Consider the following 14,282-nt stretch of genomic DNA (forward strand, 5'->3'; position numbering starts at 1 on the left):
TGCCCGCGACGGCCTGTTCCGTGGCGGCCTTGCCCGCGACGGCCTTGTCCGTGGCGGCCCTGCCTCCGACAGGCTTGTCCGTGGCGGGCGCGGACCCGGCCGTCTCGTCGAACTGTGTGCGGTACAGCTCCTCGTAGCGTCCGCCCGCCGCGAGCAGCTCCTCGTGCGTCCCCCGCTCCACGATGCGCCCGGCCTCCAGGACCAGGATCAGATCGGCGGCCCGCACGGTCGACAGCCGGTGCGCGATCACGACCGCCGTCCGCCCCGCAAGGGCCTCGCCCAGGGCCTCCTGGAGGGCCGCCTCGGAGGTGGAGTCCAGATGGGCGGTGGCCTCGTCCAGCACGACCACCCGCTGCCGCGCCAGCAGCAGCCGGGCGATCGTCAGCCGCTGCCGCTCGCCGCCGGAGAACCGGTAGCCGCGCTCGCCGACCACGGTGTCCAGCCCGTCCGGCAGTCCGGCGACCAGCCCGTCGAGCCGCGACCGGCGCAGCACGTCCCACAGCTCCTCCTCGGTCGCCTCCGGCCGGGCCAGCAGCAGGTTCGCCCGCACCGTGTCGTGGAAGAGGTGACCGTCCTGGGTGACCATGCCGAGCGTCTCGCGAATCGTCTGCGCCGACAGGTCCCGCACGTCGATCCCGGACAGCCGTACGGCACCGGAGTCCACGTCGTACAGCCGCGGCAGCAACTGGGCGATGGTGGACTTGCCGGCGCCGGAGGAGCCGACCAGCGCGACCATCTGGCCGGGTTCCGCGCGGAAGGACACGTCGTGCAGCACCTCGGTGCCGCCCCGGGTGTCCAGGGTGGCGACCTCCTCCAGCGAGGCGAGGGACACCTTGTCCGCCGAGGGATAGCCGAAGCGGACCCCGTCGAACTCCACGGTCACCCCGCCCTCCGGCACCGTCCGGGCGGCGGGCCTGTCCTCGATCAGCGGCTTCAGGTCCAGCACCTCGAAGACCCGCTCGAAGCTCACCACCGCGCTCATCACCTCGACGCGGGCTCCGGCGAGCGCGGTCAGCGGCGCGTAGAGCCGGGTCAGCAGCAGGGCCAGCGCGACGACCGCGCCGGGCTCCAGGCTGCCGCGCAGGGCGAAGAGGCCGCCGAGCCCGTAGACCAGGGCGAGCGCCAGCGCGGAGACGAGGGTCAGCGCGGTGATGAACACCGTCTGCGTCATGGCCGTGCGTATCCCGATGTCGCGGACCCGGCGGGCCCGGCCAGCGAACTCCTCCGACTCCTCCGCCGGGCGGCCGAAGAGCTTCACCAGGGTCGCGCCGGGGGCGGAGAAACGCTCCGTCATCTGGGTGCTCATCCGGGCGTTGTGGTGCGCGGCCTCGCGCTGGAGCCGGGCCAGCCGGGAGCCCATGCGCCGGGCCGGCACGACGAACACCGGCAGCAGGACCAGCGCGAGCAGGGTGATCTGCCAGGACAGCCGGGCCATCACGACCACGGTGAGCAGCAGCGTGACGAGGTTCCCCGCCACCCCGGAGAGGGTGCCGCTGAACGTCCGCTGCGCGCCGATCACGTCGTTGTTGAGCCTGCTGACGAGGGCGCCGGTGCGGGTCCGGGTGAAGAACGCCACGGGCATGCGCTGCACATGGTCGAAGACGGCGGTCCGCAGGTCCAGGATCAGACCCTCGCCGATGCCCGCCGACAACCGGCGGGCGAGCAGCCCCAGCCCGGCCTCGGCCAGCGCGATGCCGGCGATGAGCAGCGCCAGCCGGGTCACCGTCCCCTCGGCGGCACCGCCGACGATGGAGTCGACGACGCGCCCGGCGAGCACCGGGGTGGCGACGGCCAGCGCGGCCGTCACCACGCTCAGCAGGAGGAACCACACCAGTTCGGTGCGGTGCGGGCGGGCGAAGGCGCCGATGCGGCGCAGTGTGGTCCGGGAGAACGGGCGCCGGTCGTCCTGCGCGTTCATGGTCTGGTGGAGCGATGTGTAAGCGGTGACTTCCATGTCCATGACCGGGACGCTAGGCCCTCAAGTGGACTTGAGGGCAAGGATTTTGTTCCGGGCCCGGAGCCGCATCCCGCTACCGGGGCCGGGCCCGGCGCCGAACCGGTTCCGGGCCCCCGGCGCGGAGTCCCGCGCTCCGCACCGGGGAGCCGCGGTCCCGCCCGTCGGTCGGCCCGTCCGGGCCGGGGGCGGCGCGGCCCGTCGGCACGGCCCGTCGGCACGGCCCCGGTCACCGCTCTCCGGCACGGCCCGGCACACCGCTCGCCGCACAGCGCTCGCCGCACAGCGCCGTCAGCAGCCGTCAGGATCCGTCAGCGCGGCCCGTCAGCGCGGCCCTTCACCGCAGTGGGTCGGCGCGACCCGTCGGCGCGGCCCGTCAACTCCGGGCCCCGCCACCGCGTGTCGACCCGCGCGGACGGCGCGTGCCACGGCGCCGGCTGATCACACCGGTGGGCCCGTACGTCGCCCGCCCCGCCGGTGCGCCTACCCGGAACGCACCACCGGCTTCCAGGATCGGAGCACCCCTTCGACCACTCGGGGGACGATCCACAAGGAGGGACACATGTCCGTACGCTCACGCCTGGCCGGATCCGTGCTGGCGGCCGTCACCCTGCTGACCACGGGGTCCGCCGTCTCGACCGCGCACGCCGCGGAGCCGGCCGCCGGGACCGCGGCCGCCGGCGCGGTCGCCACGTACCACGGCGAACGCATCGACCTCGCGCGGGGCTGGGGCGGCGCGCACACCTGCGCTGTCTTCTCGCGCTCCGACATCCGCTGCTACGACACCGCCGCGGCCGCCGACCGGGCCACCGGCTACGAACGGCGCAGCGACCCGCTGTACCGCGGCGGCGAGCACTCCGCCGCGGCGCTCCCGGCCTGCGCGAACGGCTGGGTGTGCCTGTGGGAGCACACCAACGGCAACGGCCGGCGGCTGATCTTCAACGACGACTACTGGCACGACCTCAACCAGTTCAACTTCAATGACAAGACCTCGTCCTGGCGCAACAACCAGTCCCGCAGCGACGCGGGACACCTCGCCCGTGACGAGGGCGGCCGGGGCGGGCACATCACGCTGTCCGGCGGCGGCAGCTACAGCGCCAACCTGGGGGCCTACAACGACTGGGCCAGCTCGGTGGCCGGCTGACCGCCATCGGCGCGGAACGCGCGAGGGACGCCGCCCGGGCCGGTGCCCGGGCGGCGTCCCTCGCGGGTGCCCGAGGTCCGCCGTGCGCGGACCCGCGGGTCAGGAGTTCACATCGGCGGGGTGGCTGCCCGTCCGCTCGCCCGAGTCCAGCCCGGCGATGGCCGAGAGGTCGGCGTCGTCCAGGTCGAAACCGAAGACGTCGAGGTTCTCCCGGATCCGGGACGGCGTCGCGGACTTGGGGATGACGACGTTGCCGATGGTCAGGTGCCAGCGCAGCACGATCTGCGCCGGGGTGCGGCCGTGCTTCTGCGCGATCCGCCCGATGGCAGGGTCGTCGAGCAGGCCCTTGCCGGAGCCGAGCGGCGACCAGGCCTCGGTGGCGATGTCGTGCTCGGCGTGGAAGGCCCTGGTGTCGGCCTGCTGGAGGCGCGGGTGCAGCTCGATCTGGTTGACCGCGGGGACCACGGAGGTCTCACCGATGAGGCGCACCAGGTGCTCGGGCAGGAAGTTGGACACGCCGATGGCCTTCGCCCGGCCGTCTTCGAGAATCTGTTCGAGCGCCTTGTAGGTGTCGACGTACTTGTCCCGCTTGGGCGTCGGCCAGTGGATCAGGTAGAGGTCGACATAGTCCAGGCCGAGCTTCTCCAGCGACGCGTCCATGGCCCGCAGGGTCTCGTCGTAGCCGTGGTCGCTGTTCCAGACCTTGGTGGTGACGAACAGCTCTTCACGCGGCAGACCGGACTCGGCGACGGCCCGCCCGGTGCCCTTCTCGTTGCCGTAGATGGCGGCGGTGTCGATGCTCCGGTAGCCGGCCTCGAGCGCGGTGCTGACCGCGGCCGTGGCCTCCTCGTCGGGGATCTGCCAGACGCCGAAGCCGAGCTGCGGCATCCGGGAGCCGTTGTTGAGCGTGATGGTGGGGACCTGGGTCACGGAAGCGATCCTTGAGTCGTCGGGCAGGTACATCTCATGGTCAACGGTCGGCGGCCCGCGCGCATTCCCGGCGCGACCGGCCGGTGCCGGAAGGCGGCCTGCCGGGACGGCGGGGGAGCCTGCCGGGAGGCCGGGCACGCCGGCCGGGAGACCGGGGCACCGGGCCGCCGGTCAGGCCCGGTAGAGGGCGTCGACCTCGTCGGCGTAGACGTTCTCGATGGCTTTGCGTTTCAGCTTCAGGGAGGGCGTCAGCAGGCCCTGCTCCTCGGAGAACTGGGTGGCCAGTATCCGGAAGGTGCGGATCGACTCCGCCTGCGAGACGGTGGTGTTGGCCGCCACGACGGCCCGGCGTATCTCCGTCTCCAGGTCCCGGTCGCGGACGAGTTCGGACGGGCCCATCTCCGGTTTGCCGCGCATCCGGAGCCAGTGCGCGACGGCATCGTTGTCCAGCGTCACCAGCGCCGCTATGTACGGCCGGTTGTTGCCGACGACGATGCACTGGGCGACCAGCGGATGGAGCCGCACCCGCTCCTCCAGCGGGCCGGGCGACACGCTCTTGCCGCCCGACGTCACCAGGATCTCCTTCTTGCGCCCGGTGATCGTCAGATAGCCGTCCTCGTCGAGCGCACCGATGTCACCGGTGGCCAGCCAGCCGTCCCGCAGGGTCTCCGCGGTGGCCTTCGGCTCGTTGAGATAGCCGCTGAAGATGTGTCCGCCGTACAGCCAGATCTCGCCGTCCTCCGCGATGTGCACGGAACTGCCGGGGATCGGCTGGCCGACGGTGCCGTAGCGGGTGCGTTCCGGGGGGTTGGCGGTGGCCGCGGCCGTCGACTCCGTCAGGCCGTAGCCCTCGTAGATGGTGATGCCCGCGCCCGCGTAGAACAGCCCGAGCCGGCGCTCCATCGCGGAGCCGCCGGACATCGCGTGCCGGATCCGGCCGCCCATGGCGTCGCGCATCTTGGCGTAGACGAGCTTGTCGAAGAGCTGGTGCTGCACGCGCAGCGCGGGGCCGGGCCCGGGCGCGGTGCCGAACGACCGGTGCTCCCCGGCCTCCGCGTACCGCACGGCGACGTCGACGGCCTTGTCGAACGGCTTGACCCGGCCCTCGCCCTCGGCCTTCCGGCGCGCCGCGTGGAAGATCTTCTCGAAGATGTACGGCACGGCGAGGATGAAGGTCGGCCGGAAGGCGGCCAGATCGGGCAGCAGCGCGGACGCGGTCAGGCTGGGCTGGTGTCCCAGCTTGACCCTGCCGCGGATCGCCGCGACCTCGACCATCCGGCCGAAGACGTGCGAGATCGGCAGGAAGAGCAGGGTCGACGCCTCGTCGCCCGGCTTGGAGTGGAACACCGGTTCCCAGCGGGCGACGATCGAGTCGGCCTCGTACATGAAGTTCGCGTGGGTGAGCATGCACCCCTTGGGGCGGCCGGTGGTGCCCGAGGTGTAGATGACCGTGGCCTGCGAGTCCGGGGTGACCGCGCGGCGGTGCCGGTGCACGATCTCGTCCTCGATGTGCTCGCCCGAGGCAACCAGCATGTCGAGTGCGTCGGCGTCCAGCTGCCACAGCCGGGTCATGCGCGGCAGCCGGTCGATGACCGAGCCGACGGTCATCGCGTGGTCCTCGTGTTCGACGATGCACGCCGAAATGTCCGCGTCGTGCAGGATCCACATGACCTGCTCCGCGGAGGACGTCGGATAGATCGGCACCGGCTGGGCGCCGATCGTCCAGAGGGCGAAGTCGAGGAGCGTCCACTCGTAGCGGGTGCGGCACATGATGGCCACCCGGTCGGAGAACCGCACTCCCTGCGCGATCAGGCCCTTGGCGAGAGCCAGCACCTGGTCCCGGAACTCCGCCGCCGTGACGTCCTGCCACTCGCCGTCGACCTTCCGGCCGAGGGCCACCCGGTCGGGGTCGTCGGCGGCATGGTCGAACACGGCATCCGCCAGGCCGCCTGCCTGGGGTGCCGGGACGACGGGGGGCACGTACATGTCGCGCAACGAATCGCTCCTCGGAAACTCCGTACAGCGCCGCGACCGTACCCGATCCGGGCAGTGCTGTGGAGAGTTCCTACGCAACCGTAGGGTGCGACAAGTGTGCAGGTCAGGTGGCGATGTCGGGATGTCCCGGTGCGGTGTGGGCGAATTCCTTACTTTTGAGTAAGACGGGAGCCGGGGAATCTCCACGGAATCGGCTCCCGCCCGTCACCGCTGCTTTACATCGAGAGTGTGTTCGTATTGGTTCACCGGGCGCGTCGCACCCGGTCCAGCGGCAGGTCGAGCACCGCCGGTCCGGCCGCGGCGCTCGGCGCGCCCCGCTCGCGCAGGCGCGTCAGCTCCGCGTCGGGCAGCGCCCGGGCGTAGACCCGGACCTCGTCCAGCGCGCCCGTGAGCCGGCCTCGGCTGTCCGCCTTCTCGCCCAGATGCACCCCGAAGGTCGAGTTGCGGCTGACGCTGCCGGGCACCCCGGCCGCGGACACCGGCTCCCCGCCGTCCACGGAGAGGCTCAGCATGCCGTCCGCCCGGCGCAGTGCCAGATGATGCCAGTCGCCGTCGTTGTACGCGCCGCCGGTCACCACCGAGGCGGTACGGGCCGGAGCCGCCCCGTCGACCGCCGTCAGCAGCGCCCGCACCCGGCCCCGGTCCGGCTCGCCGCGCACCCAGACCTGCGGGTTGCGCGCACCGACCCCGCCCGCCCACAGGAAGGGCTGGTCGCCCTCCGCGGCGGAGTAGCGGAACCACAGGCTCACGGTGAAGTCGCGCTCCCCGAGCCGCAGCGAGTCCCGGTACGGCAGCCGCACGCCGTCGTCCCTGCCGTCGAACGCCAGCCCGCGCCCGAAGCGGCCGCCGACCGCCTCGGCGCCACCGAGCACCACGGCGTCGCGGGCCCGCCACGCCCGGTCGGAGGTCACCGGGTCCGGTCCGCGGCGCGGGCCCAGCCAGGCGTCGGTGAAGCGGGCGAAGCGCATCTCGTCCCGGGCGTCGGCCGGCCCGCCCTCGTAGAGCAGCCCCGTCAGCCCCGGCGCGATGGGCACCATGTCGGAGTAGCCGGACCAGTCCGTGGTGACCGTCCGGCCGCGGTCCACGCCCTCCCAGGTGCGGCCCTCGTCCCAGGAGGAACGGATCATCATGGTGCGGCGGCGGTCCGGGTCGGCCGGGGCGGAGAACAGCACCCGCCCGTCGCCGTCCAGCGGGCGCACGGCCGCGCCCTGGACCATGGGGGTGTAGAGGTCCGGGATCGCCGCGAAGGGGGCGGTGAAGCTCTCGCCGCCGTCGCGGCTGACCGCCTCGGTGCGGTGGCCGAGGTCGGTGCCGTCCTGCTCGCGCCCGTTCACGTAGATGCTGCCGTCCCGGCGTTCCAGCAGCGTCATCTCGGACGGCTTCTGCCGGAAGGTGCCGTCCCCGGCGACCGGCCAGCTGTCCAGGGCGCCCGTGCGCCAGGTCGCGCCGCCGTCGTCGCTGTGCACCAGCACGGCGTGGTTCGCGGTGATGCGGCCGTCCTCGTAGCTCTCGGCGTTGACGCCGAAGACCAGCCGGCCGGCGTGCCGGCCGCGGGTGAGCTGGATGCCGTGCACCGGCCCGGTCGCGTACCAGGCGTCCCAGCCGGGCGGCCGGATCGCGTCGGACAGGTCGCGCGGTGCCGACCAGCTGCGGCCGTCGTCGTCGCTGTACTGGAGGTGCGGGATCCGTTCGCAGGGGACCTCGCAGTTCCCGGCGTCGTCGCGGCCCTCGTTGTACGTGGTGGCGAGCAGGATCCGGCCGGTGCCGCGGTCGACGACGGGAACCGGGTTGCCGTGGGTGTCACCGCCGCCCTCGTTGACCATCTCCAGCGGGCCCCAGGTCCGGCCGCCGTCCGTGGAGCGCCGCAGGACGACGTCTATGTCTCCGGCGTCGCCGCAGTTGTCGACCCGGCCCTCGGCGAAGGCGAGCAGGGTGCCGTCGGTCGTCCGTACGGTCGCGGGGATCCGGAAGCAGGAGTAGCCGGCCTCGGCGCCGTCCCGGCCGGCCTTGAACAGCACCTGCTGGTCGAAGCCGCCGGACGGGGCGGCCGGGCCGGCGGCGTCCGGAGCGTTCGCGGCGTCCGCGGCGGACGGGGCGAGCGGGGGCCGGGCGGCCGCGGGCTGGGCGGTCAGCGCGGGCTGGGCGGTCAGGAGGGCGAGCAGCACGGCGGCGGCCCGGAGCGGGGTCCGGAGCCGCTGGTGTCTGCCGTGGGCTGGGGTGCGCGGATGTGACGTCACGAGTGAGCGGCCCCTTCGGACGTACGTAACCGGACACGGCAGCGTCCAACGTCCCACGTCCCATGTCCGGTCTGGTGACACAAAGCTACTGGGCCGCTACTCCGGTCACAAGAACCGTGCGCCACCGGAGTCGGCGGATGCGCGGCGGCGCGGATCCCGCCGGCTCCGGTGCCTCGCGCGGCCCGTCAGACCGCGACGCGCCCGGCCCCGGCGTACACGTTCATCGAGCCGCCGCGGAGGAAGCCGACGAGGGTGAGCCCGGCCTCGGCGGCCAGGTCCACCGCGAGCGACGAGGGCGCGGACACGGCGGCCAGCACCGGGATCCCCGCCATCACCGACTTCTGCGCCAGCTCGAACGACGCCCGCCCCGACACCAGCAGCACCGTCCGCGACAGCGGCAGCCGTCCGTCCTGGAGCGCCCGGCCGACCAGCTTGTCCACCGCGTTGTGCCGGCCCACGTCCTCGCGGACGTCCAGCAGTTCGCCGTCCTCGGAGAACAGCGCCGCCGCGTGCAGCCCGCCGGTCCGGTCGAAGACCTTCTGGGCCGCCCGCAGCCGGTCGGGCAGGGCGGACAGGGTCTCCGGTGTGACGCGCAGCGGCGGGTCGTCGGCGATCTTCCAGCGGGCGGTCGTCCGTACGGCGTCGAGGCTCGCCTTGCCGCAGAGGCCGCAGGAGGACGAGGTGAACACGTGCCGCTCCAGGGCGATGTCGGGCAGCGGCACCCCGGGGGCGAGCTGGACGTCCACGACGTTGTACGTGTTGACGCCCTCGGCGGTGGCGCCCGCGCAGTAGAGGATGTTCCGCACGTCCTCCGGCCCTGCCAGTACGCCCTCGCTCACCAGGAAGCCGGTGGCCAGCGCGAAATCGTCCCCGGTGGGGGTGCGCATGGTGACCGCCAGCTGTCGGCCGTTCAGCCGGATCTCCATCGGCTCCTCGGCGACCAGCGTGTCCGGGCGTGAGCTGACCGCCCCGTCCCGGATCCGCACTACCGGCCGCCGCTCGGTGACCCGTCCCATATGGCTGCGCTCCTGCCTGCCGCCCGCTGCTGTGTGCTGTGTGCCCCCCGGTCACCGTATGCCCGCCGGAGGGCCGGCCGACGACCGCGGTGGCCTCTCCGGCTGCGCGGGGACCGGCCGGCGGTACGGGGACGGGGCCGCCGGCCGTGCGTCCGGCCCGGTCCGCCGGGCGCACCCGACCGCGGTCAGCCCTCCCCGGCCAGATCGCCGGGGTCGGTGTTGGCGCCGCACAGCACGACGGCGACCTTCTCGTCCGGGTCCGGGGCATAGCCGTGGGGCGAGCCGTCGCGGGCCGCCGCCAGGGCGGCGTAGCCGGCGGCCGCGCTGAGTTCCACCGCGAGCCGGTACTCGTCCCACAGCGCGCGACGCGCCCGGACGATCTCGGCGTCCGGCACCAGTACGGACCGGGTGCCGTCCCGCTGTGCGGCGGCCAGGGCCATCGGAGTGGCGCGGCGCGCGCCCAGCGCGTCGGCGGCGACGGAGTCCACGGGGACGTCCACCACCCGGCCGTGCTCCAGGGCGGCGTTCAGGGCCCGGCAGTGTTCGGGCTCCACGGCGACGGCCCGCAGCCCGTGGTGGAGGGCGGCGGTGGCGACCCCCGCGAAGAGCCCGCCGCCGCCCACGGACACCACGACCGTGTCGAGGCCGGGGACCTGGCGGAGCATCTCGTCGACGAGGGTGCCGGCTCCGGCGGCGATCAGCGGGTGGTCGTAGGCGTGCGAGGGGAGCGCTCCGGTGGTGGCGGTGAACTCCTCGCAGGCGGCGAGCGCTTCGGCGTACTCGCCGCCGCGCAGCCGGACCTCGGCCCCGTACGACCGGAGGCGCGCGACCTTCACGGCGGGGGCGGTCTCGGGCAGGAAGACGGTGGCCGGGACCCCTGCCTCCCGGGCGGCCCAGGCGCAGGCGAGCCCGGCGTTGCCGCCGGAGGCGATCGTTACCCCGGCGTCCGGCAGGGTCCCGGCCTCGATGTGCGCGGCGAGGAAATTGCGTGCTCCGCGCGCCTTGAAGGACCCGGTGTGCTGGAGCTGCTCCAGCGCCAGCCACACCGGTGACCGCTGCCCCCCGGCGGGCACCACGCCCACCGGCCGTACCTTGCCGGCGATCCGGTCGGCGGCCAGTCGGACATCGGCGTAACCGAGCTGGTGCTGCAAGGCGCTGTTCTCCTCGTTCCGTTGGTCCTGCCGGGCGGGCGGCGCCCGGGTGGTGCGGCGTGCCGTGCCGTGTCCTGCCGGTGGCGACCCGCCGGTGGTGCCGTACCGGTGATGCCCTGCCCGTCCCCGCCGGCCGGCGGGAGGCCCGCCGTATCGGACGGGGGTCGTCCGGCGGCGGGTGCCGTCCGGTGGCAGGCGCCGTCCGGCGGGAGCGTCGGGAGGGAGGCCGTGCCACCGTGCAACGCTACCCGCCGCGCCTCCGCGCCCGGGGCCCGCCCCGGCTCCCGTGACACCGGGGCGGAGTGCGCTCGTACCCGGGTCTTTGTCCACAGTCAGGAGAAAGTCACCGATGATTCCTGCCAAACTTCTTCCCACTCCCGACGTTCGCTGCTAACTTCCCGTGCAAGCCCGGCGTACCGAGAAGGTCCCGGGCGGTGACAGCAGTTGACCGGTACTCCCGTGCCAGAGGCCAGGGAGGGAGGGGTGGCGTGAGGCGCATGACGGCCCGACCCGCGAACGCGCACCAGGCGCGCCTGCTGCGGCTGCTGCGCGACGGCGGCCCCAACTCCCGCGCCCAGCTCGGCGACCAGGTCGACCTCTCGCGTTCCAAGCTCGCCGTCGAGGTCGACCGGCTGCTGGAGACCGGCCTGGTCGTCGCGGACGGGCTCGCCGCCTCGCGCGGCGGCCGCCGCTCGCACAACATCCGGCTGGCCCCGGCGCTGCGGTTCCTCGGCGTGGACATCGGCGCGACCTCGGTCGATGTCGCCGTCACCAACGCGGAGTTGGAGATCCTCGGCCATCTGAACCAGCCGCTGGACGTCCGCGAGGGGCCCGTGGCCGTCTTCGAACAGGTCCTCGCCATGGCCGCGAAGCTGCGCGACACGGGTGTGGCGCCCGACGGCTTCGACGGCGCGGGCGTCGGTGTGCCCGGTCCCGTCCGCTATCCCGAGGGCGTCCCCGTCGCGCCGCCGATCATGCCCGGCTGGGACGGTTTCCCCGTACGGGAGGTGCTCAGCCAGGAGCTGGGCGCCCCCGTCATGGTCGACAACGACGTGAACCTCATGGCGATGGGGGAGCAGCACGCGGGCGTCGCCCACTCCGTGCAGGACTTCCTCTGCGTCAAGATCGGTACGGGCATCGGCTGCGGCATCGTCGTCGGCAGCGAGGTCCACCGCGGTACGACCGGCAGCGCCGGCGACATCGGCCACATCCGGGTCGAGCCCGACGGGCGTCCCTGCGCCTGCGGCAACCGCGGCTGCCTGGAGGCGTACTTCAGCGGCTCGGCGCTCGCCCGGGACGCCGAGGCCGCCGCCCGGGACGGCCGCTCCGCGGAGCTGGCCGCCCGGCTGGAGACCACCGGCCGGCTCGACGGCGCCGATGTGGCCACCGCCGCTGCGGCGGGCGACCCGGCCGCGCTCGACCTCATCCGCGAGGGCGGCGAGCGGACCGGCCAGGTCATCGCCGGCCTGGTCAGCTTCTTCAACCCCGGTCTGGTGGTGATCGGCGGCGGGGTGACCGGTCTCGGTCACACGCTGCTGGCCGCCATCCGCACCCAGGTCTACCGCCAGTCGCTGCCCCTGGCGACCGGCAACCTGCCCATCGTCCTCGGAGAACTGGGTGCCGTCGCCGGAGTCATCGGCGCGGCCCGCCTGATCAGCGACCACCTGTTCTCGCCCGCCTAGCAGCACCGCGCGCCCCCCGGGGCACCTGTCCTGTCCGCCCACCAGCCGACCCGCCCGACCCCGCACCGGCGGCCGTTCCCGCCGGCCCGCGGACCCGAGCCCGCCCCCGTACCTCCGGAGCACGTGCGCCACCCCGGAACCGGCCCCGCCGGGTCCGCACCACACCGCGACGGCGCCACCCGCACCACCCGGCTCGCAGCACCACCACGGGCCGGACCACCGGCACCGGCATGGTCACCCGCACCACCGCGACGGCGCCACCCGCACAGCACCACCACCGGAACAGAACACCGGCGCCCGAACAGCACCACCACCGGAACACCGGCGGCAGAACCACTCCGCCGGAACAGCACCGCCAGCACCGGAACAGCCAGCACCGCCCAGTACGCACCCGGCAGCGGGCGCGCGCCCCGGCGCGCCGTACCGCGATGACCCCTGCCCTGCTCAGCGCAGCGACAACGGCGCAACCGCCGAGGAGGCCCCGCCATGGCACCCCCGCCCGACTCCGTACCGGTGTCCGCACCGGTGCCGCAGCCGTCCCCGCCGGACGGCGCCCCGCTGCTCACGATGACCGGCATCACCAAGTCGTTCCCCGGTGTACGGGCCCTCGACGGGGTCGACCTGGACGTGCTCCCCGGCGAGGTGCACTGCCTGCTCGGCCAGAACGGCGCCGGCAAGTCCACCCTGATCAAGGTCCTGGCCGGGGCGCACCGCCCCGACGAGGGCGAGATCCACTGGCGCGGCAAACCCGTCCGGCTCTCCTCGCCGACCGCCGCGATGTCCCTCGGCATCGCCACCATCTACCAGGAACTCGACCTGGTCGAGGATCTGTCCGTCACCGAGAACGTGCACCTCGGGCACGAGCTGGCCAGCGCCGGTTTCGTCCGCGCCGGGGCAGCCCGCACCGCCACGGCCGACCTGCTCACCCGGCTCGGGCACGGCGAGATCGACCCGGACACCCTGGTCCGCGACCTCTCCGCGGCGGGCCGGCAGATCGTCAGCATGGCCCGGGCGCTCTCCCACGACGTCCGGCTGATCGTGATGGACGAGCCGTCCGCCGTCCTCGACCCGGACGAGGTCGACAACCTCTTCCGCATCGTCGACGACCTCACCGGCGCCGGTGTCGCCGTCGTCTACATCAGCCACCGGCTGGAGGAGATCCGCCGCATCGGCGACCGCGTCACCGTCCTCAAGGACGGCCGGGCCGCCGCCCGCGGACTGCCCGCGCACTCCACCCCGACCCGCGACATCGTCGCCCTGATGACCGGCCGCAACGTCGAGTACGTCTTCCCCGAGCGGCCCGCGGAGCCGGCCCCGGCGGAAGGGGCGCCCGCGCCCGTGCTGAAGGTGGAAGGGCTGGCCCGCGAGGGCGAGTTCGCGCCCGTCGACCTGGAGCTGCGTCCCGGGGAGATCGTCGGTCTCGCCGGGCTCGTCGGCTCCGGCCGCTCGGAGATCCTGGAGACGATCTTCGGTGCGCGGCGCGCCACCGCGGGCCGGGTCCTCGTCGGCGGCCGTCCGCTGCGCCCCGGCAGCGTGCTCGCCGCCGTCCGGGCCGGACTCGGCCTGGCCCCGGAGGAGCGCAAGGCGCAGGGCCTGCTGATGCTGGAGTCGGTCACCCGGAACGTCTCCGTCTCCTCCCTCGCCCGCTTCTCGCGCGGCGGCTGGCTCGACCGGGGCGGCGAGCGGTCCGCCGCGCAGGCCTCGATCCGCGACCTGTCGCTGCGCCCGGACGACCCGGACCGCCCGGTGCGCACCCTGTCCGGCGGCAACCAGCAGAAGGTCGTCCTGGCCCGCTGGCTGCTGCGCGGCTGCAAGGTGCTGCTGCTCGACGAACCCACCCGGGGCGTGGACGTCGGCGCCCGCGCCGAGTTGTACGCCCTGATCCGCCGGCTCGCCGACGACGGCGTGGCCGTCCTGCTCGTGTCCAGCGAGGTGCCGGAAGTCCTCGGCCTCGCCGACCGGGTGCTCGTCCTGCGGGAGGGCCGCGTCGTCCACGAGGCGCCCGCCCGTGAACTCGACGAACACCGCGTACTCGACCTCGTCATGGAAGGGAGCCCGTCGCGATGACCACGGGTGCCACCCCGGGGCCCGCCGTGCCCCCGCCCGCCTCTCCGCCCGCGTCCGGCGGCCCGTCCGGCGGCTCCGGCGGCGCGGTCCCCGCGCCGCGCGGAAA

General features: G+C 74.0%; 9 protein-coding genes. 3 read left to right on the forward strand and 6 right to left on the reverse strand.

The window, feature by feature from the left end; genetic code table 11:
• Positions 1-1,960 (reverse strand): ABC transporter ATP-binding protein (locus tag GCU69_RS05365; RefSeq protein WP_156205262.1); only part of this gene is annotated, 1,960 nt, incomplete at its 3' end.
• A gap of 556 nt (positions 1,961-2,516) precedes the next feature.
• Here GCU69_RS05365 and GCU69_RS05370 point away from each other — a divergent pair.
• Positions 2,517-3,098, forward strand: a complete 582-nt coding sequence (locus GCU69_RS05370; protein WP_156205263.1) for a peptidase inhibitor family I36 protein — start codon at positions 2,517-2,519, stop codon at positions 3,096-3,098.
• Positions 3,099-3,197: 99 nt separating this feature from the next.
• On the opposite strand, the gene GCU69_RS05375 is transcribed toward GCU69_RS05370, so the two are convergent.
• From GCU69_RS05375 to GCU69_RS05395, 5 genes are all read right to left on the reverse strand, one after another.
• Positions 3,198-4,028, reverse strand: a complete 831-nt coding sequence (locus GCU69_RS05375) for an aldo/keto reductase (RefSeq protein ID WP_156205264.1) — start codon at positions 4,026-4,028, stop codon at positions 3,198-3,200.
• Between the two features lie 171 nt (positions 4,029-4,199).
• Complete coding sequence (locus GCU69_RS05380; RefSeq protein WP_156205265.1) at positions 4,200-6,014, reverse strand: AMP-dependent synthetase/ligase; 1,815 nt, start codon at positions 6,012-6,014, stop codon at positions 4,200-4,202.
• Positions 6,015-6,265: 251 nt separating this feature from the next.
• Positions 6,266-8,260, reverse strand: coding sequence for a sialidase family protein (locus GCU69_RS05385; protein ID WP_235978251.1), 1,995 nt, complete (start codon positions 8,258-8,260; stop codon positions 6,266-6,268).
• Positions 8,261-8,445: 185 nt separating this feature from the next.
• Positions 8,446-9,276: a formate dehydrogenase accessory sulfurtransferase FdhD gene (fdhD, locus tag GCU69_RS05390; protein ID WP_156205266.1), complete on the reverse strand. Its 831-nt coding sequence runs from the start codon at positions 9,274-9,276 to the stop codon at positions 8,446-8,448.
• Between the two features lie 185 nt (positions 9,277-9,461).
• Complete coding sequence (locus GCU69_RS05395; protein ID WP_098754426.1) at positions 9,462-10,427, reverse strand: threonine/serine dehydratase; 966 nt, start codon at positions 10,425-10,427, stop codon at positions 9,462-9,464.
• 497 nt (positions 10,428-10,924) lie between these two features.
• Between GCU69_RS05395 and GCU69_RS05400 the strand changes: the two genes are divergently transcribed.
• A complete protein-coding gene (locus tag GCU69_RS05400) occupies positions 10,925-12,109 on the forward strand; it encodes an ROK family transcriptional regulator (RefSeq protein ID WP_098754427.1) in 1,185 nt (394 codons plus the stop codon).
• 567 nt (positions 12,110-12,676) lie between these two features.
• Entirely contained in the window at positions 12,677-14,176 is a 1,500-nt protein-coding gene (locus tag GCU69_RS05405; RefSeq protein WP_235978253.1) for a sugar ABC transporter ATP-binding protein, read from the forward strand.
• Positions 14,177-14,282 lie beyond the last annotated feature (106 nt).

Origin of the sequence: Streptomyces lycii, from assembly GCF_009735685.1 — a bacterium.
Classification (GTDB): domain Bacteria; phylum Actinomycetota; class Actinomycetes; order Streptomycetales; family Streptomycetaceae; genus Streptomyces; species Streptomyces lycii.

Coding starts and splice junctions, on each gene's coding strand:
- GCU69_RS05370 (WP_156205263.1), top strand. CDS start 2,517: ATGTCCGTACGCTCACGCCTGGCCGGATCCGTGCTGGCGGCCGTCACC.
- GCU69_RS05380 (WP_156205265.1), bottom strand. CDS start 6,014: ATGTACGTGCCCCCCGTCGTCCCGGCACCCCAGGCAGGCGGCCTGGCG.
- fdhD (WP_156205266.1), bottom strand. CDS start 9,276: ATGGGACGGGTCACCGAGCGGCGGCCGGTAGTGCGGATCCGGGACGGG.
- GCU69_RS05400 (WP_098754427.1), top strand. CDS start 10,925: ATGACGGCCCGACCCGCGAACGCGCACCAGGCGCGCCTGCTGCGGCTG.
- GCU69_RS05405 (WP_235978253.1), top strand. CDS start 12,677: ATGACCGGCATCACCAAGTCGTTCCCCGGTGTACGGGCCCTCGACGGG.